The organism is Streptomyces sp. NBC_01013 (assembly GCF_045162765.1).
Classification (GTDB): domain Bacteria; phylum Actinomycetota; class Actinomycetes; order Streptomycetales; family Streptomycetaceae; genus Streptomyces.
Genome location: NZ_CP108687.1, coordinates 4,311,388 through 4,328,311, shown reverse-complemented (window position 1 = coordinate 4,328,311; position 16,924 = coordinate 4,311,388). Strand labels below are relative to the sequence as shown.

At 73.8% G+C, this 16,924-nt stretch carries 16 protein-coding genes; 11 read left to right on the top strand and 5 right to left on the bottom strand.

From position 1 onward, the window contains the following. Window positions 1-3: 3 nt before the first annotated feature. Window positions 4-849, bottom strand: coding sequence for a response regulator transcription factor (locus tag OG538_RS18755; RefSeq protein WP_406095038.1), 846 nt, complete (start codon window positions 847-849; stop codon window positions 4-6). A gap of 123 nt (window positions 850-972) precedes the next feature. On the opposite strand from OG538_RS18755, the gene OG538_RS18750 reads away from it, so the two are divergent. From OG538_RS18750 to OG538_RS18740, 3 genes are read left to right on the top strand one after another with little or no spacing between them, the layout of a single operon-like run. Then, window positions 973-1,719 (top strand): glycosyltransferase family 2 protein, encoded by a 747-nt coding sequence (locus tag OG538_RS18750; protein ID WP_406095036.1) that lies wholly within the window; start codon window positions 973-975, stop codon window positions 1,717-1,719. Then, window positions 1,716-2,375, top strand: coding sequence for a DUF2064 domain-containing protein (locus tag OG538_RS18745; protein WP_406095034.1), 660 nt, complete (start codon window positions 1,716-1,718; stop codon window positions 2,373-2,375). Before OG538_RS18750 ends, OG538_RS18745 begins: the two co-directional genes overlap by 4 nt. After that, a complete protein-coding gene (locus tag OG538_RS18740) occupies window positions 2,372-3,268 on the top strand; it encodes a class I SAM-dependent methyltransferase (RefSeq protein ID WP_406095032.1) in 897 nt (298 codons plus the stop codon). The genes OG538_RS18745 and OG538_RS18740 overlap by 4 nt, the downstream gene beginning before the upstream one ends. A 331-nt stretch (window positions 3,269-3,599) precedes the next feature. Here OG538_RS18740 and OG538_RS18735 read toward each other — a convergent pair whose 3' ends face one another. Next, window positions 3,600-4,844 (bottom strand): molybdopterin-dependent oxidoreductase, encoded by a 1,245-nt coding sequence (locus OG538_RS18735; protein WP_406100204.1) that lies wholly within the window; start codon window positions 4,842-4,844, stop codon window positions 3,600-3,602. Between the two features lie 223 nt (window positions 4,845-5,067). Between OG538_RS18735 and OG538_RS18730 the strand changes: the two genes are divergently transcribed. Both OG538_RS18730 and OG538_RS18725 read left to right on the top strand, forming a co-directional pair. Next, the gene (locus OG538_RS18730) at window positions 5,068-6,462 is read left to right on the top strand and encodes a hypothetical protein (RefSeq protein ID WP_406095030.1); all 1,395 of its coding nucleotides are present in this window, start codon (window positions 5,068-5,070) and stop codon (window positions 6,460-6,462) included. A 48-nt stretch (window positions 6,463-6,510) separates the two neighbouring features. Then, window positions 6,511-7,359 (top strand): GNAT family N-acetyltransferase, encoded by an 849-nt coding sequence (locus OG538_RS18725; protein ID WP_406095028.1) that lies wholly within the window; start codon window positions 6,511-6,513, stop codon window positions 7,357-7,359. Window positions 7,360-7,513: 154 nt separating this feature from the next. Here OG538_RS18725 and OG538_RS18720 read toward each other — a convergent pair whose 3' ends face one another. Beyond that, window positions 7,514-9,232, bottom strand: coding sequence for a SpoIIE family protein phosphatase (locus tag OG538_RS18720; RefSeq protein WP_406095026.1), 1,719 nt, complete (start codon window positions 9,230-9,232; stop codon window positions 7,514-7,516). 105 nt (window positions 9,233-9,337) lie between these two features. Next, the gene (locus OG538_RS18715) at window positions 9,338-10,831 is read right to left on the bottom strand and encodes an MFS transporter (protein WP_406095024.1); all 1,494 of its coding nucleotides are present in this window, start codon (window positions 10,829-10,831) and stop codon (window positions 9,338-9,340) included. Between the two features lie 68 nt (window positions 10,832-10,899). Between OG538_RS18715 and OG538_RS18710 the strand changes: the two genes are divergently transcribed. Next, the gene (locus OG538_RS18710) at window positions 10,900-11,547 is read left to right on the top strand and encodes a TetR/AcrR family transcriptional regulator (protein WP_406095023.1); all 648 of its coding nucleotides are present in this window, start codon (window positions 10,900-10,902) and stop codon (window positions 11,545-11,547) included. 34 nt (window positions 11,548-11,581) lie between these two features. Here the strand turns inward: OG538_RS18710 and OG538_RS18705 are convergent, their stop codons facing one another. Then, a complete protein-coding gene (locus OG538_RS18705; protein WP_406095021.1) occupies window positions 11,582-12,289 on the bottom strand; it encodes an alpha/beta hydrolase in 708 nt (235 codons plus the stop codon). A 111-nt stretch (window positions 12,290-12,400) separates the two neighbouring features. On the opposite strand from OG538_RS18705, the gene OG538_RS18700 reads away from it, so the two are divergent. From OG538_RS18700 to OG538_RS18680, 5 genes are all read left to right on the top strand, one after another. After that, window positions 12,401-12,886: a peroxiredoxin gene (locus tag OG538_RS18700; RefSeq protein ID WP_406095019.1), complete on the top strand. Its 486-nt coding sequence runs from the start codon at window positions 12,401-12,403 to the stop codon at window positions 12,884-12,886. Between the two features lie 105 nt (window positions 12,887-12,991). After that, on the top strand, window positions 12,992-13,501 hold the full coding sequence (locus OG538_RS18695) for a hypothetical protein (RefSeq protein ID WP_406095017.1): 510 nt from the start codon (window positions 12,992-12,994) through the stop codon (window positions 13,499-13,501). A 74-nt stretch (window positions 13,502-13,575) separates the two neighbouring features. After that, on the top strand, window positions 13,576-15,018 hold the full coding sequence (locus tag OG538_RS18690) for a flotillin family protein (RefSeq protein WP_406095015.1): 1,443 nt from the start codon (window positions 13,576-13,578) through the stop codon (window positions 15,016-15,018). 174 nt (window positions 15,019-15,192) lie between these two features. Further along, window positions 15,193-15,663, top strand: a complete 471-nt coding sequence (locus OG538_RS18685) for a cation:proton antiporter regulatory subunit (protein WP_406095013.1) — start codon at window positions 15,193-15,195, stop codon at window positions 15,661-15,663. 2 nt (window positions 15,664-15,665) lie between these two features. After that, window positions 15,666-16,913: a cation:proton antiporter gene (locus tag OG538_RS18680; protein WP_406095011.1), complete on the top strand. Its 1,248-nt coding sequence runs from the start codon at window positions 15,666-15,668 to the stop codon at window positions 16,911-16,913. Window positions 16,914-16,924: the final 11 nt, after the last annotated feature.

The window sequence follows — 16,924 nt, the reverse complement described above, 5'->3', positions numbered from 1 at the left end:
TGCTCAGGCTCCGGGGGTGGGGGCAGGAGGGGGCGGGAAGCCCGGGAGGGGCGGTACGGACGGCCCGTCCGGCGGGTGCGCCCCGGCCGGGAGGTCCAGGCGGTAGCCCACGCCCCAGACCGTACGGATCAGTTCCGGCCGGGCCGGGTCCGTCTCGATCTTGCCGCGGACGCGGCGGACGTGGACCGTCACCGTCGACAGGTCGCCGAAGTCCCAGCCCCACACCTCCCGCATCAGCTCCTCCCGGGTGAAGGCCCGGCCCGGATGACGCAGGAAGAAGGCGAGCAGGTCGAACTCGCGCAGGGTGAGCGCCAGCGTGCGCCCGGCCCGCGTCGCCCGGCGCGCGGACGGGTCCAGTTCGAGCCCCGCGCCCGTCAGCAGTTCCACCGGGCCGCCGTGCGCACCGGCCCCTGCGGCACCCGCCGCGCGCCGCAGTACGGAGTTGACCCTCAGGACCAGTTCGCGCGGGCTGAACGGCTTCGTGACGTAGTCGTCCGCCCCGGTCTCCAGGCCCAGGACACGGTCGTCCTCGTCACCGCGGGCGCTCAGCATGATCACCGGAACCGGTCCGTGCGCACGCATCCGGCGGCACACCTCGAAGCCGTCCATGCCCGGCAGCATCAGGTCCAGGACGACCAGGTCGGGCCGGTGGGCCACGAACCGTTCGAGCGCGGCGGGGCCGTCGCAGGCGCGCTCGACCTCGTAGCCCGCCCCGCCCAGATAGCCCGCCACGACCTCGGCGACCGTCGGATCGTCGTCCACGACCAGCACCCGGCCGCCGCGCGCGCACGGGGCCGGGTCCGGTCCTGGCCGGGGGCCCGCGCCGGGGGTGTCCGGGATGGTCTGCATCCCCCCACCATGGCACCCGGGTGTCCCGCTCCGGGCGCCACGGGACGCCCACCCGTGCGACGTCCACGTTTCGTAAGAACCTCAAGTCCAAAATGCCCGTTTCTGCTCCGTAGGGTGAGCGGCGTGACCGACACCTCCCCGGCGAACGCCCCCCACCGTCCCCGGCCCGCCCCCGTGGCCGACGTGGTCCTGCCCTGTCTGGACGAGGCCGCGGCCCTGCCCGGTGTGCTGGGCGCGATCCCGGACGGCTGGCGCGCCATCGTCGTCGACAACGGCTCGACGGACGGTTCGGCGGAACTCGCCCGCTCGCTGGGCGCCACCGTGGTGCACGAGCCGCGGCGCGGCTTCGGTGCGGCCTGCCATGCCGGACTCCTGGCCGCCGAAGCGGAGTTCGTCTGCTTCTGCGACTGCGACGGCTCCCTCGACCCCGGGCTGCTGCCCGCCTTCGTCGGGCGCCTCACCGCGGGCGAGACCGATCTGCTGCTCGGCAGGCGCCGGCCGCAGGGGCGCGGCGCCTGGCCGCTCCACGCCCGGCTGGGCAATCTGGCACTGTCCCGGATGCTGCGCCGCCGCACCGGGCTGCGGCTGCGCGACCTCGGCCCGATGCGGGCCGGGCGCCGGGACGAACTGCTGGCCCTCGGCCTCACCGACCGGCGCAGCGGATACCCCCTGGAGATGGTGGTCCGCGCCTCCGACTCGGGCCTTCGGGTCGCCGAGACGGATGTGCCCTACCTGTCCCGTACCGGGAAGTCCAAGGTGACCGGCACCTGGCGGGGGACCTGGCAGGCGGTCCGCGACATGCGCGGGGTGCTGCGCACACCACCGCCGCCGGCCGGTACGTCCACCGCGCGGCCCCGGGTGTCGCGATGAGCGCCGGCAAGCGGCCCACCGGCCCGGCGACGCTGCTGGTCATCGCGAAGGAACCGGTGCCCGGGCAGGTCAAGACCCGGCTCACCCCGCCGTTCAGCCCCGCCGAGGCTGCGCGTCTCGCCGAGGCGGCGCTCGCCGACACCCTGGAGACCGTCCTGACCCTGCCCGCGCGGCGGCGCGCCGTCGTCCTGGCCGGGGCCCCCGGCCCCTGGCTGCCGGCGGGCATCGAGGTGGTCCCGCAGTGCGGCGGCGGCCTCGACGAGCGGCTCGCGGCGGCGTTCGGCGCCTGCGCAGGACCGACGGTGCTGATCGGCATGGACACCCCGCAGGCCGACGCTGCCGCGCTGGCGCCCGCGCTCTCGGACACCGCGTGGGACGACTGCGACGCCTGGTTCGGACCGGCCGAGGACGGCGGCTTCTGGGCACTGGGCCTGGCCGCGCCCGACCCGGGACTGCTGCGCGGGGTGCCGATGTCCGTGCCGGACACGGGTGCTGTGCAGCGTGCGCGCCTGATCGCCGCCGGGCTCCGCGTCCGCGACCTGGTGCGGCTGCGGGACGTGGACACCGCGGCGGACGCGGCGGAGGTCGCCGCCGGCGCGCCGCACGGCCGGTTCGCCGCCACCCTGGCGCGGCTGACCGGGGCGGCGGTCCGATGACGGCCGCCCCACAGCGCACCACGACCGCCGGCCCGGACTCCACGGCCCCGCAGCGCGCCTCCGCGCCTCCCGGCCCGAGCGCGGCCGCCTCGCAGCGCACCACGACCGCCGGCCCGGACACCGCGCCGTGGGGCACCGATCCGTACGCCGACGCCCTGCGCAACGGCCACGGTCCCCTCTTCCTCCGCCGCACCGACGGCTGGCTGCTGCCGCTCGACGTGGAGCGCTGGTGCGCGGGCGCCGACGCGGCGGACCGGTCGGCGCTGCGCCGCTGCGAGGGGCCCGTCCTGGACATCGGCTGCGGCCCTGGCCGGCTGGTCGCCGAACTGGCCGCCCGGGGACACCGCGCCCTCGGCATCGACGTCAGCGAGGCAGCGGTCGCCCGGACCCTGCGCACGGGCGGTTCGGCGCTGCGGCGCTCCGTCTTCGAACCGCTGCCCGGCGAGGGTCGCTGGGGCACCGTGCTGCTGCTCGACGGCAACATCGGCATCGGCGGGGATCCGCGCCGGCTCCTGGACCGGGCGGCCGGCCTGCTCGCTCCGGGCGGGCTGCTCATCGCCGAGACCGTGGCACAGGACATCGACGAGCGGGTCAGGGTCCACCTGGACGACGGACGCCGCACCGGCCCCTCCCCGCACGGCGCCCGGCCGGCGGCGGGGGAGCCCTTCCCGTGGGCGCGCCTGGGGACGCCCGCCCTGCTCCGCCATGCCGGGCGGCGGGGGTGGCAGCGCGTCGGTCAATGGGAAGCGGGCGGACGGCCCTTCGTCGTGCTGCGACGGCCCCTGAACGTCCTGACCGCCAGCCAGAGCGCCGACACGGCGAACAGCGCCGCCGTGATCAGCAGCCAGTTCCCCAGGAACACATCGGGGGAGTGCCCGCTCGCCGGTGCGTAGCGCTCCGCCTGACGGGTGATCAGCGGAAACCAGACGAGCAGCAGGACGGCGGAGAGGAAGGCCGGCACCCGCACGAAGTTGACGAGCCGGGACCGGGGCCCGCGCATCACCCCGCGCAGAGCCAGGTCCGCGCTCGCGTACAGGGGCACCAGCACCAGATCGTGGATCAGGGCAGCGCCGACGAACCAGAGAACGACCCCGACGGCGTCCCCCGCCAGCAGTCGTACGCCCGCATACCCGGCAAGCGCGAACGAGGCGGCCAGCAGGAGCAGGTGCAGCGGCCCCTCCCCGTACCAGCGCCGGAAGATCTGCCGGGGACTCATCCTGTTCGTCACAGCTCTCCGAAGGTCAGCCGGTCCACCCATTTGGTGTTGAGCACTCCGGGCGCCGCCGGGACGATGATCCGGGCCGGGTATCCATGGTCCGGCGACAGGTCCTCGCCGTTGACCTGGAGGGCCAGCAGGGAGCGCGGGTCGCGCACCTGGTTGTCCCGCAGCGCCGCCCGGCGGAACGCGCCCCGCCGCTGCACCGACTCCACGAGCACCCCCGGCGGCGCGTGCGGGTAGCCGACGAGCGCCGCCAGGTCCCGCAGCCGCACGCCCCGCCACCACTGGTCCGCGGTCGACCAGCCCTCCACGCAGGCAATCGGCAGCGCGGCGCTGAACTGATCCATGGCCAGCAGCTGCGCCCGGGTGAAGCGCAGGTCCCCGGCCGGACCGCTGACGGTGAGCCGCCAGCCCTCGCCCGTGTCCGCCGGGGTGATGCCGACGGCCGCGGCGGTCTTGTTGATCTGGAAGCCGTCGGGGCCGGTGCCCGGTTCGGCGGCCCCGTGAGGGGTCAGCGCGGCCAGTTCCCGCAGCGGGCCGTCGAAGCTGCGGCCCGCCGATGTGACGAACAGGACCAGCGAACCGGCACCCACCATGGCCAGCGCACCGCGGCGGGAGAGGGTCGGCTCGGCGGGGCGCGGCGACGCGAGCGGGTCGTCCGCCGTGTTCCCGCTCAGCCCGCCCTCCCGCAGCACCCGGACCGCCGTCGGCAGGCGCAGCCCCACATGGGCGAGGAAGGCGGCGAAGAACACCCACGCCCCGTAGAAGTGCAGCGAGTAGAAGGAACCCGGGAAGAGGTACTCCAGCTGGATGTTGAGCAGTCCGGTGACGAACTCGAACAGCACTCCGCCCACCAGCAGCAGCAACGACAATCGCTCCAGCGCGTGTCCCACGGACCGGGCCGGCGGCAGCGCGAAGAGCTTCGGGACGACCGACCAGAGCTTCGCCAGCAGGACGGGCACGAGCACGATGCCGCCGGTGACGTGAAGCCCCTGCGTCAGGCGGTACAGCCAGTGCGGCCCGGTCGGCCAGGAGAAGAGGTAGAAGCCGAGGAGCCCCTTGTCCGGGGTCTTGTCGTTGACCGGGGCGAGGTCCGGGTTGTACGCGGCGTACGACAGCAGTCCGGTCACGAACAGCAGGGTGATCCCGGCGAGCAGGACCAGCCCGAGCACCGCCGTGAACCGCACGCCGCGCACCGGGCTGCGCCAGAAACCGGGTGCGGACGGGGTCCGTTCGAGGGCCGCGGCCATGCGTGCGGAAACGGGGCCGGGGGGCCCGCTGTCTTGTCGTTCGCCCATGGCGCCGACGCTATGCCCGCGGTTCACGGTGGGCGGGGGTACGACTCCTGACGAAAGTCTGACGTCACTCCGGTGCCGGGTCTCTCCGGTGCCTCCGCGGGGCCGGATCTGACGGTTCGGTGACGCGCGCGGGCGACACACCTCGGCGGGCACCTCCCGCGCATACCGTGCCGGGGTGAAGACCGAGGACCGCACCGCGCCCCGTACCGAGGACCCCGTCGCCCCGCGCACGGGCACCCCCGGTGATCTGATCGCCGTCGCCGGGGCAGCCGCGCTGGTCACCGCGGCGGCGCTCATCGGCCGGGCGATCGAGAACGCCGACCACACCCTGGCCGTCCACTGGGCGCCGCTGCTGGCGACCTGGTACCCGCACATCGGCCCCGGCACGGCGGCCGCACCGGCCGCCGCCGTGGCAGTGATCGCCTACGGGCCGGGGCTCGCCGCCCGGCTGCGCTGGCGGGCGCTCCTGTTCACCGGCTGGGCCGCGTCGCTCGCCTGGATCTTCTCGCTGGCACTGATCGACGGCTGGGGCCGGGGCATCGCCGAACGGCTCACCACCAAGCACGAGTACCTGCGGGTCATCGACCGGTTCGACGACATCGGCACCGCGCTGCGCACCTTCGACAGTCACATTCTGATCGGCCCGCCGGGCAACTGGCCCGCCCATGTCGCGGGGCACCCGCCGGGCGCCACGCTCACCTTCGTGCTGCTGGACCGCATCGGGCTGGGCGGCGGGGCCTGGGCCGGCGTCTGGTGCATCGTGGTCGGCGGGTCCGCGGCGGTGGCCGCGCTGGTCGCCCTGCGGGCGCTCGCCGACGAGGACACGGCCCGGCGCGCCGCCCCCTTCCTCGTCCTCGCCCCGGTGGCCGTCTGGGCGGGCACCTCCGCGGACGCCTACTTCACCGCCGTGGCGGCCTGGACCGTCGCGCTCCTGGCCCTGGCCGCACGGCGCACGGTCCGCGCCCCGGCAGCCGCCGCGCTCGGCGCCGGCCTGCTGTACGGGCTGACCTGCTACCTCAGTTACGGTCTGACGCTCATCGCCCTGCCGCTGGCGGCCGTCCTCGTGCTCGCCCGCACCGCCCGGCCACTCCCGCTGTTCCTGGTGGGAGCCCTGGTGGTGCCCGTCGCCTTCACCGTGGCCGGCTTCGACTGGTGGCACGCCTACCGCGTGCTGGTCGAGCGCTATTACCAGGGGGCGGGCGGCATCCGCCCGTACGGCTACTGGATCTGGGCCAACCTCGCCTGCACGGCGGTCATCATCGGACCGGCCACGGTCGCGGGGCTGCGCCGAGGCCTGGCACGCGCCCCCGGAGCCGTACGCGGGCTGCGCGCCGGGACCACCCCTGCCGACGGACGGCTGATCCTCCTCGCGCTGGCAGGCCTGACCGCCCTGCTGGCCGCCGACCTCTCCGGAATGAGCAAGGCGGAGACCGAACGGATCTGGCAGCCGTTCGCCCTGTGGCTGCTCCCGCTGGGCGCACTGCTGCCCACCGGTTCCCGGCGCGGTTGGCTCGCCGCCCAGGCGGCCCTGGCCCTGGCGGTCAACCATCTGCTGTGGACCGGGTGGTGACACGGTGAAATGGCGGTGGGCGGACCTCCGACGCGGTAGACGTGGTGGGTGCCGACATTCGAGATCACCACAGCAAGCGCCGACGACATCAGGATGATGGCGGACTGGGCCCACGCCGAGGGCTGGAACCCCGGGCTGACCGACGGTCAGGCGTTCTTCGCCGCCGATCCGTGCGGTTTCCTGATCGGCCGCCTCGACGGGGTGCCCGCCTCCTGTGTCTCCGTGGTCCGCTACGGCGCCGGCTTCGGCTTCCTGGGCTTCTATCTGACCCGTCCGGAGCTGCGCGGACAGGGGTACGGGAGCCGCGTCTGGGCCACCGGGACGGCGCGCCTGTCCGGGCGGAACACCGGACTGGACGGAGTGGTCGAGCAGCAGCCCAACTACCGGAAGTCCGGTTTCCGTCCGGTCTGGACGAACCAGCGGTACGAGGGGCTCGTCCCGGTCGACGTCCCGCCGCCGGCAGGCGTCACCCTCGTGAACGCCCGCACGCTGCCCTTCGGCCAGGTCACCGCGTACGACCGCCGGTTCTTCCCCGCGGAGCGGGACAGTTTCCTCGCGGCCTGGACGACCACGCCCGGACGCACCGCGCTGGTCGCGCTGTCGGAGGGCGAGGTGCAGGGGCTCGCCGTGCTGCGCGCCTGCCGGACGTCCTCGCGGATCGGCCCGCTGTACGCAGCCACACCGGAGATCGCCCGGTCACTGGTGAGCGCACTCGCGGCCACCGATCCGTCCACGCCCGTCGCCGTGGACGTACCCGACGTGAATCCGGCGGCCGTGCGGCTGGCCGAGGAGCTGGGGCTCACCCCGTCGTTCGAGACGGCCCGCATGTACACCGGGCCGGCGCCGGACGTCGATCACGCCGGGCTGTTCGGCATCACCAGCCTCGAACTGGGGTGAGCGCCGGGGTCCGGCCGAGCGGGAGCGCGCAGCCTCGCCAGGAGCCGGCCCCGGCCCCGGCGCAGCTCGTACTCCTCGCGCAGCCGGACGTTCTGCGGCGGTCGGGGAACCACCCCGCCGCCCGAGACGATCTCCGCCCCGCTCGGTGCGGGGATCAGTCCGTCGTACGGCCGCCGACGGCGGCCTCCCGGGACCGTGAGGCCATCACCGCGATGTCGTCCTCGGCGCCCGGCCCGAACCGGTCGAGCACCGCGTCCAGCAGCTCGTCCAGGTCGCCGCTCCCGGGCAGGGCCAGCTCCTTGAGCCGGCCGACGGACACATCGATGTCCTCGCCGCGCCGTTCGACCAGTCCGTCGGTGTACATGAACAGCACCGTGCCCGGGCCGCAGCTCACCCTCGTCGTCCGGTAGCCGCCGAGCCCGGTGCCGAGCGGCGGGCCGGCATGCACATCCGCCAGCCACGTCCCTGCCGGACCGGGGTCGATGACCACCGGCGGCAGATGGCCGGCACTCGCCACCTCGAACGCCCCGCCGGACCGGTCGACCACGGCGAGCAGACAGGTCGCCGCCCGGTCGAGCCCGGACCGCTCGACCATCCGGTCGAGCTGCTCCAGGATGCGGTGCGGCGGCAGCTCCTCGTCGGCCAGCAGCCGCAGCAGCGAGCGGTAGTGGCTCATCGCGACGGCCGCCTCGACGCCGTGTCCCATCACGTCGCCCATCGCCTTGAGGTGGCGGCCGTCGGGCAGCGGGATGACGTCGAACCAGTCGCCGCCGACCAGCACGCTCCGGTCGGCCGGCAGGTAGCGGGTGGCGATCTCGATGTGCGGGTGCGGCGGACGCGGCTCGGAGAGCAGGGAACGCTGCAGTTCCAGGGCGATGGTGTGCTCATGGGCGAAGCGGCGGGCGTGGTCGAGGTCGACGGCGGCCCGCCCGGCGAGCTCGCGGGCGACCACCACGTCCTCATCCGTGAAGACGGGCGAGTCCCCGGCCCTGACGAGACCGAGGATGCCGATCGGGCCGCTGCGTACGGCGACCGGCACGATGAGCGCCGAATGCATCCCGAGGGCCCGGTAGGCGGCGACCCGTTCCGGGGAGGGCGCGGAACGGCCGAGCTGCTCGTCGGGGGTGAGATTCTCGACGACGGGCTGGTTGGCGGCCAGGCAGCGCGGTACGGCCGCGCTCTCCTGGTAGTCGACGTAGTCGCCGGGCCCGCCGAACTCGGCCACCCGTTCGCGCAGCCCCGGCACCGCCGTGACGGCGGCGCGCCTCAGCCGGACCACCCCCGGCGGTGCGGGTCGCACCGGCGCGGCCACGTCGGGCGGGAAGACCTCGACCGTGGCGAGGTCCGCGAGCCCCGGGACGACGAGGTCGACGAGTTCGGCGCAGGTGGTGTCCATGTCGAGGGTGGTGCCGATCCGGGCACTCGCGCTGTCCAGGAGACTCAGGTGGCGCTGCGCCTGGGCGAGCCGGCGCTGGTCGTCGTCGGATGCCATGACCTCCATCACGACCCCGGCGACACCCACGACCCGGCCGGCCACCTCCAGCCGGTGGTAGGCCCCGTGCCAGTAGCGCATGGCGGTGCCGGACGCGGCGGGGGTCCGCCCACTGGAGGCGATCTCGCGGGCCCGGCCGTCGGCGAGGACCGCGCGCATCAGGTCCTCGCGGGCGTCGACCTCGGGAAGCACCTCGGAGACCGTACGGCCCAGGTGCGCGGCGGCCGGCAGGCCGTTGAGCCGTTCGAGGGCCGGGTTCACGTACGCATAGCGCAGGTGGGTGTCCATGACGCCCACCCCGGCCGTGGTCCCGTCGAGGACGGCCGCGAGCGCGACGATGTCGAGCGGTGACGGGACGTCGGCGTGCGCATCGGCCGGCAAGACAACCTCCTGGGGCAGGGCGCGGGCCACCCGACCGCCCGGCCCCTCATCGTCGGACGACCGCCCCGCCCCCGCATCCGCACACCATCCGCCGCACCGCTCGGTTCAGTGCACCGGCATGGCGCCCCCGGTCTCCGGCTTCCCCCGGGGCACCAGCAGGGCGGACACCGCCGCGCAGCCGCCCGCGGCCACCGCGCACACCCGGAACGCGTCCGCGAAGCCGGTCACCGCGCCCGCGGCGCCGCCGATTCCCGCGGCGGCCACCGTGGACACGACCGCGACCCCGATCGAACCGCCCACCTCGTGGAAGGTGTTCACCACTCCGGACGCGAGCCCCGCCTCCTCGTGCGCGACCATGCCCAGCGCCGTCGTGGTGGCGGTGACGAACACGGCCCCGAGGCCGAAGGCGGCCACCGAGAGACCCGGCAGCAGCACCCCGTACACACTGCTGTCCGCGTCGAGCCGGGCCAGCGGGGCGCAGGCGGCGGTGGCGATCACCATCCCGCCGACCGCGGTGGCCCGGCTCCCCACCGATGTGACGAGCCGCGAGCCCAGGTGCGCGCCGGCGCCGACGGCAACCGCCACGGGCAGGAAGACGAGCCCGGTCCGCATCGCCCCGAAGCCGCGGCCGTGCTGGAGGTAGACAGAGCCGAGGAAGAAGAACGCGATCAGCAGTCCGGTGGCGATCAGCATCAGGAACGCCCCGGCGAGCACCGGGCGCCGGGTGAACATCCGCAGGTCCATCAGCGGCTCCCGGGACACCCGCTCGGCCACCGCGAACCCGGCGTACAGGACGAGGGCGGCAGCGAGCGGCAGCAAGGCGGCGGGCGCGCCCCAGCCGCCGTCCCCGGCCTCGACCAGTCCGTAGATCAGCGCCCCGGTGCCGGCCGTGACGAGCAGCGCGCCGGGCACGTCGAGCCGGGTCGAGGCCTGTGGTGCGCGCGGCGGCACGACGGCGGGGAGGGCGGCCAGCAGGGCCAGGCCGACCGGCACGTTGACGTAGAACACCCAGCTCCATCCGGGGCCGCCGGCCAGCGCGCCGCCCACCAGTACGCCGATGGCCGATCCGGTGCCGCCGATCGCGGCCCACACCCCGAGCGCCTTGTTGCGGGCGGCGCCGTGGAACGAGGTGGTGACGAGCGACAGCGCCGCGGGTGACAGCAGGGCGGCGCCCACGCCCTGGGCGATCCGGCCGCCGATCAGCGTCGCGGCGCTTCCGGCGAGGCCGGAGACCAGCGAGGCGGCGGTGAAGACGGCCAGGCCCGCGAGGAGGGTGCGCCGCGCCCCGAAGGCGTCGGCGAGGCGCCCGCCGAGCAGCATCAGCCCGCCGAAGCAGAGGGTGTACGCGGTGACCACCCAGGTCAGCGCGGTGCGGTCGAGGTGCAGGTCGGCGGCCATGTCGGGCAGCGCGACGTTCACCACGGTGACGTCGAGCACCAGCATGAACTGGGCCGTGCACAGGAGCGCGAGCATCACCCCGGGCGGACGGTGCCGTCCCTGGGGAGGGCTCTCACCACGGCCGTCACCCCGGACGTCGCCGTGTGCGGTGATCTTCGATGCGCCGTGTGCGGTGGTCTTCGAGTCAGCGTCATGAGTCATACTTGAACTGTACGGTCCAGTACAGATGAACTCAACCGTTCAGTTCAGGTCGCTGTTAGCATCGACCCATGGACATCAAGCCCCGCCCTGCGGGACCTCGCGCCGAGGCCAAGCGGCAGGCCATCGTGAAGGCGGCCCGCGAGGCGTTCCTCCGGGACGGGTTCGGCGTCGGCATGGATGCCATCGCCGCCGGGGCGGGCGTCTCGAAAGTGACCGTCTACAACCACTTCGGCAGCAAGGAAGCGCTGTTCACCGCCGTGATCGCGGGCGCGCTCGACGAACCGCTCGGCGGTACGTCCACGACGGCGCTCGCCGCCCTCGCCGACGCCCCCGACCTGCGGGCCGCGTTCGTCGACGCGGCCCGCGCCTGGGTCGCGGCCGTCCGCGGCAACGACGAGGTCATCGCCCTGCGCAATCTGGTGGCCGCGGAGCTGCACCGCTTCCCGGAGATCGCGCAGGCCTGGCAGGGCCACGGCCCCGAGGGCCACCACCCCGCCGTCGCCGACGCCCTGCGCGAACTGGCCGGCCGCGGCCGGCTGGTCATCCCCGACCTGGATACGGCGATCGTCCAGCTGTACGCCCTGCTGGTCTTCCCGCACCTGGTCTTCGGCTCGTACGGCACGACGATCGACGACGACGCCACCGACCGGCTGATCACCCACGGGGTGGACATGTTCCTGGGCCACTACGCCCCGCCCGTGGCCCCCGACGCGTAGGAGGCCGGGCGTGGTGCCGGACGCCGGCGGCTGATCACCCCGGCCCGCCGGCCGCTAGCAGCCGGTCCAGGTCCACCGTCCCCTCGTCGGCCGTGGCCCCCGGCGGCAGCCGCAGCGCCTCGGCGACCGGTCCCGGAAGCGGCCCGCGGTCCAGCAGCCCGGCGACCAGAGCGGTCGTCAGACGGTGCCAGGCCGTCGCGCGCCGGAGCATCGCGTGGTCCCCGCCGTCCACGGTCACCAGACAGGTCCTGGCGCCGTCCTTCCTGGCCCGTTGGGTGAGCGCACGGGAGTCCGCCGGATGCGTGACGCGGTCGCGGGTGCCGTGCACCAGGACGACGTTCCGTCCGGCGAGCTGGGCCACCGGGTCGCCCTGGGGGCACCACGGTGCAAGGCCGACCACGCCCCGGACCAGTGGGTGCCCGGCGGCGGCCAGGGCGGCGCGTCCGCCCATCGAGTGCCCGAGCAGCACGACCGGGACCTCGCCCGCCGTACGCCGCAGCTCGTCCAGGGCGCGTACGGCGTCGTGCAGCGGGTCCGCCCTGTCCCCGTTCCAGCCCCGGTGCCCGTACCGGACCGCCGACAGCAGCACGTCCCCGGGCAGCGCGGCCCGCAGGCCGCGGGCGAACGGCCGCATCCGCACCGAGGGCAGGTTGAGCGGGCCGGGCGGCGGCCCCCCGAGACCGGTCTCCCGGCCCCCGTGCAGCAGGAGCACCGCGGCGGCCGGCCGGCGTGGTGGCGTCATACGTACCTCCGGGTGCGGTGATCGAAGCCGTACCGAGCATGCTGTACGGGCACGGGCGGCACCATCGCACCGCGCCGCGCCCCCAATTGCCGGACCGTCAAAGGACATCACATGGGATCGTCGCCCCAAATCGGCCAGCAGGTACCGGACTTCACGCTCGCGGGAGGCGTCCTGGAGGGGGACTCCTTCGAACGCCGCGACTACACGCTCTCCGCCGCGCGCGGCCGGGCTCTCGTCCTCGCCTTCTACCCCGGCGACAACACGGCCGTGTGCACCAAGCAGCTCTGCTCGTACTCCTCGGGCATGGAGACCTTCGAAGGGCTCGACGCCGAGGTCTGGGGAATCAGTCCACAGGATGTGGACAGCCACGAGGCGTTCGCCCGCGGCCATGGACTGCGCATGCCGCTGCTCGCGGACCCGGGCCGCGTCACGGCCCGGGCGCTCGGGGTGGCGGCGCCCGGTATCGGGGTGCGCCGCTCGGTGTTCCTGCTCGACGCCGACGGGGTGCTCCGCTGGAAGCACGTGGCACTGCTGGGTGCCACGTTCCAGTCCCTGGACACGCTGGCGCAGCAGTTGTCCGGCATGGGTAACGGCTAGAACACTGCCGGGACACGGCAGTGCCGGCCGTCAGGGATGTATGGGACCATCCAGCCAGTTCGACGGAAATCTTCGGGGGATTCCGCAGCCGGGAGGGGTGATCACGTGACCTTGTTTCTCGGTCTCGGCATTGCGGGAGTCGTCCTGCTCGCCCTGTCACTGATCTTCGACGGAATCCTCGAAGGACTCTTCGGGAGCTTTCTGGAAGGCCTCTTCAGCGGGCTGGTCTCCCTTCCGGTGATCGCCGGTTTCGTCTCGATGCTCGGTTTCGGCGGCGCCATCGTGCTCGGCACGACCGGGGTCGGCACGGTCGCCGCCACCGCTGCCGGGGTGCTCGCCGGGCTGGTCGCGGCCTGGCTGACCTGGAAGTTCAGTCAGGCCCTGATGCGAGATCAGACCCATGCCACCCCGCGGGACGAGGATCTCGTCGGCACGTCGGGGTCCGTGGTCACGGCCATTCCGGCCGATGGCTACGGGGAGGTGCTGCTGCGGCTGGGGGGCCAGCCCGTCAAGCTCTCGGCGAAGAGCCCGGTGCCGGTCGCACGCGGCACCGAGATCTGGGTCGAGGCCACGCTCTCGACCACCTCGGTATCGGTCCGTCCCGTCGAACGCTGAGCCGGCACGCCGGCCGGCACGCCACCGCTCGCCACAACTGCCGTCCCCGTCGGGAGGCAGAGGGGGACACCTTCATGAGTCCAGTCCTGATCGCCATCGCCGGAGTCGTCGTACTCCTCTTCCTGCTCACCCTCGCCGTCATCACCCGCTACAAGGTCGCGGGACCCAGCCAGGCGTTCATCATCACCGGCCGCCGTGGCAAGAAGTCCGTGGACCCGGTGACCGGCCGGTCCAGCATCGACAACAGCGGCCAGAAGGTCGTCGTCGGCGGCGGCGTGTTCGTCGTGCCGTTCGTCCAGCAGAAGTTCACCCTCGACCTGTCCAGCCGGCACATCCCCGTCGCCGTGCGGGGCGCCGTCACCCTGCGTGGGGTGAAGTCCCACCTCGAAGGCGTCGCGATCGTCAAGGTCGGCGGCAGCGAGGACGCCATCCGGGCCGCCGCCCAGCGCTTCCTTCGGCAGCAGGACGGCATCGTCGGCTTCACCCAGGAAGTCCTCTCCGGTGCGCTGCGCGCCATCGTCGGCCGGATGTCGGTCGAGGACATCATTCGCGACCGGGCCGCCTTCGCCGGTCAGGTGGCGGAGGAGGCCGAGGCCAGCCTGTCCGGTCAGGGCCTGATCCTGGACGCGTTCCAGATCCAGGACATCACCACCGAGGGCTCCTACCTGGAGGACCTCGGTCGCCCCGAGGCCGCCCGCGCCAAGCAGGAGGCGGACATCGCCGAGGCGAACGCCCGCCGCGCCTCGGAGCAGGCCCGGCTGAAGGCCGCCGAGGAGATCGCCATCGCCGAGCGGACCTTCAACCTGAAGCAGGCCGAGATCAAGGCCGAGACGGAGGCGGCGGTCGCGAGGGCGAACGCCGCGGGTCCGCTCGCCGAGGCCGCGCGCCAGCAGGAGGTCCTCCAGGAGCAGGAGAAGGTCGCCCAGCGCCAGGCCGCCCTGACCGACCGTGAGCTCGACACCAAGGTCCGCAAGCCCGCCGACGCCGCGCGCTACCAGGCCGAGCAGGAGGCGGAGGCCCGCCGTATCGCCCAGGTCAAGGAGGCCGAGGCGGACGCCGAGCGCTCGCGCCTGACCGGTCAGGGTGAGAAGCTGCACCGCTCGGCGCTCGCCGACGCCGTGCGCATCGAGGGCGAGGCCGAGGCCGCCGCGATCGCCGCCCGGGGTTCCGCCGAGGCCGAGGCCATGCAGAAGAAGGCGGACGCCTTCGCGCAGTACGGCGACGCGGCCGTGCTCCAGATGCTCGTCGAGGTGCTCCCGCAGGTCGTCGCCAGGGCCTCCGAGCCGCTGAGCGCCATCGACAAGCTGACCGTCATCTCGACGGACGGCGCCGGCCAGCTGTCGCGCACCGTCGCGGACAACGTCGCCCAGGGCATGGAGCTCCTCAGCTCCACCACGGGCGTCGACCTCGCCGCACTGCTGCAGAACCTCAAGGGTGCTAACGCGAAGCCGGAGGTCCCCGCCCAGCAGGACACCGCCGCCGCGGCGCCGAACGGCAGGATCGAGATCGGCGACTGATCCGGGCCCCCGCCCCCACGTGCCCGGCCGGTACCGCATCACCGGCCGGGCACGTGTGTGTCCGGGGCGGGTACTGGTCGCCCGACAGGCGGCGGAAGCCTCCGGATAAGGTAATGCGGAGCTAAAGAGATCGCCAAGTACGTCAGAGCACACCGCGCTCCTCGGGAGGAAGCCATGGGAACCCACCGCACCACGCTGCCCGGAGTCGGCGTGCAGTACGACTACACCACCGAGTCGGGACAGCACATCTCGGTCGTCGTCCACCACGACGGCCGGCGGTTCATCGGCTTCTACGACCAGGACGACCCTGATTCCTGCAAACTCTCCGTGCCCCTGACTCCACAGGAGGCCACCGGTCTCGCCCACCTCATCGACGCGGCGCCGATCGACGCCGTGCGGACCGAGGGCATCGACCTGGTCACCGAGCACATCCCGCTCGGGACGCGTTCCCCGTACGGTGGCCGGCTGCTCGGGGACACCCGAGCGCGGACCCGGACAGGGGCCTCGATCGTGGCGGTGCTGCGGACCCACAGCGCGCACCCGTCGCCCGGGCCCGACTTCCGGCTCGCCATCGGGGACACGCTCGTCGTCGTCGGTACGAGGGAGGGCGTCGACACGCTCTCCGAGATCATTGCGGAGGGCTGACCGTGCATGACACGACCGCACTGCTGGTGGAGCTCGGCTCCGTCATCCTGGGACTGGGCATCATCGGCCGGTTCGCCGGCCGCATAGGCCTCTCCCCCATCCCGCTGTACCTGCTGGCCGGGCTCGCCTTCGGCGAGGGCGGCCTGCTGCCCCTCGGGGCGAGCGAGGAGTTCACCGCCGTCGGCGCCGAGATCGGCGTCATCCTGCTGCTGCTCCTGCTCGGCCTCGAATACAGCGCCTCCGAACTCGTCACCAGTCTCAAGACGCAGTACCCGTCCGGCGCCGTGGACTTCGTGCTCAACGCGACCCCGGGCGCCGTCGCTGCCCTGCTGCTCGGCTGGGGGCCGGTGGGGGCCGTGGCCCTGGCCGGCGTCACCTGGATCTCCTCGTCCGGGGTGATCGCCAAGGTCCTCGCGGACCTGGGGCGCCTCGGCAACCGGGAGACGCCCGTCATCCTCGGCGTGCTGGTCATCGAGGACCTGTCGATGGCCGTCTATCTGCCGTTGCTCACCGCGATGCTCGCGGGCGTCGGTCTCGCCGGAGGCAGCATCGCGCTGCTCATCGCGCTCGGCACCGTCGGGTTCGTGCTCTACCTCGCGCTGCGCCACGGCCGGCTGATCAGCCGGGCCGTGTCCTCCGACAATCCGGAGATGCTGCTGCTCGTCGTGCTCGGGCTGACCGTCCTGGTCGCCGGTGTGGCCCAGCAGTTGCAGGTGTCGGCGGCCGTCGGGGCGTTCCTCGTCGGCATCGCCCTGTCCGGAGAGGTCGCCGAGGGTGCCCGCAAGCTGCTGACCCCGCTGCGGGACCTCTTCGCCGCCGTGTTCTTCGTGTTCTTCGGGCTCTCCACCAACCCCGCGGAGATCCCGCCGGTACTGCTGCCGGCCGCGCTGCTGGCCGTCGTCACCGTCTTCACCAAGATCGCCACCGGCTGGTACGCGGCCCGCCGGGCCGGCATCGGATCGCGCGGACGCTGGCGGGCGGGCGGCACGCTCGTGGCCCGCGGCGAGTTCTCCATCGTCATCGCCGGTCTGGCCGTGGCGACCGAGCCCCGGATCGGACCCATCGCCACCGCGTACGTCCTCATCCTCGTCATCGTCGGACCGCTCACCGCGCGCTGGACCCAGCCGGCGGTCGAGCTGATCCAGAAGTGGCGCGGCAAGGACGACGGCCCGGCCGGCCTGCCCGGCCCCGTCCCCCCGGCGCAGGCGACAGCCGCCCCGAAGGAGGAGCTGACCGCGTCCGCGGAGTGACCTCCCGCGGT

Bases quoted from the DNA above. Each gene is read 5' to 3' on its own strand.
- OG538_RS18755 (WP_406095038.1), bottom strand. From the start codon at position 849: ATGCAGACCATCCCGGACACCCCCGGCGCGGGCCCCCGGCCAGGACCG.
- OG538_RS18745 (WP_406095034.1), top strand. From the start codon at position 1,716: ATGAGCGCCGGCAAGCGGCCCACCGGCCCGGCGACGCTGCTGGTCATC.
- OG538_RS18740 (WP_406095032.1), top strand. From the start codon at position 2,372: ATGACGGCCGCCCCACAGCGCACCACGACCGCCGGCCCGGACTCCACG.
- OG538_RS18735 (WP_406100204.1), bottom strand. From the start codon at position 4,844: ATGGCCGCGGCCCTCGAACGGACCCCGTCCGCACCCGGTTTCTGGCGC.
- OG538_RS18715 (WP_406095024.1), bottom strand. From the start codon at position 10,831: ATGACTCATGACGCTGACTCGAAGACCACCGCACACGGCGCATCGAAG.
- OG538_RS18710 (WP_406095023.1), top strand. From the start codon at position 10,900: ATGGACATCAAGCCCCGCCCTGCGGGACCTCGCGCCGAGGCCAAGCGG.
- OG538_RS18705 (WP_406095021.1), bottom strand. From the start codon at position 12,289: ATGACGCCACCACGCCGGCCGGCCGCCGCGGTGCTCCTGCTGCACGGG.
- OG538_RS18700 (WP_406095019.1), top strand. From the start codon at position 12,401: ATGGGATCGTCGCCCCAAATCGGCCAGCAGGTACCGGACTTCACGCTC.
- OG538_RS18690 (WP_406095015.1), top strand. From the start codon at position 13,576: ATGAGTCCAGTCCTGATCGCCATCGCCGGAGTCGTCGTACTCCTCTTC.
- OG538_RS18685 (WP_406095013.1), top strand. From the start codon at position 15,193: ATGGGAACCCACCGCACCACGCTGCCCGGAGTCGGCGTGCAGTACGAC.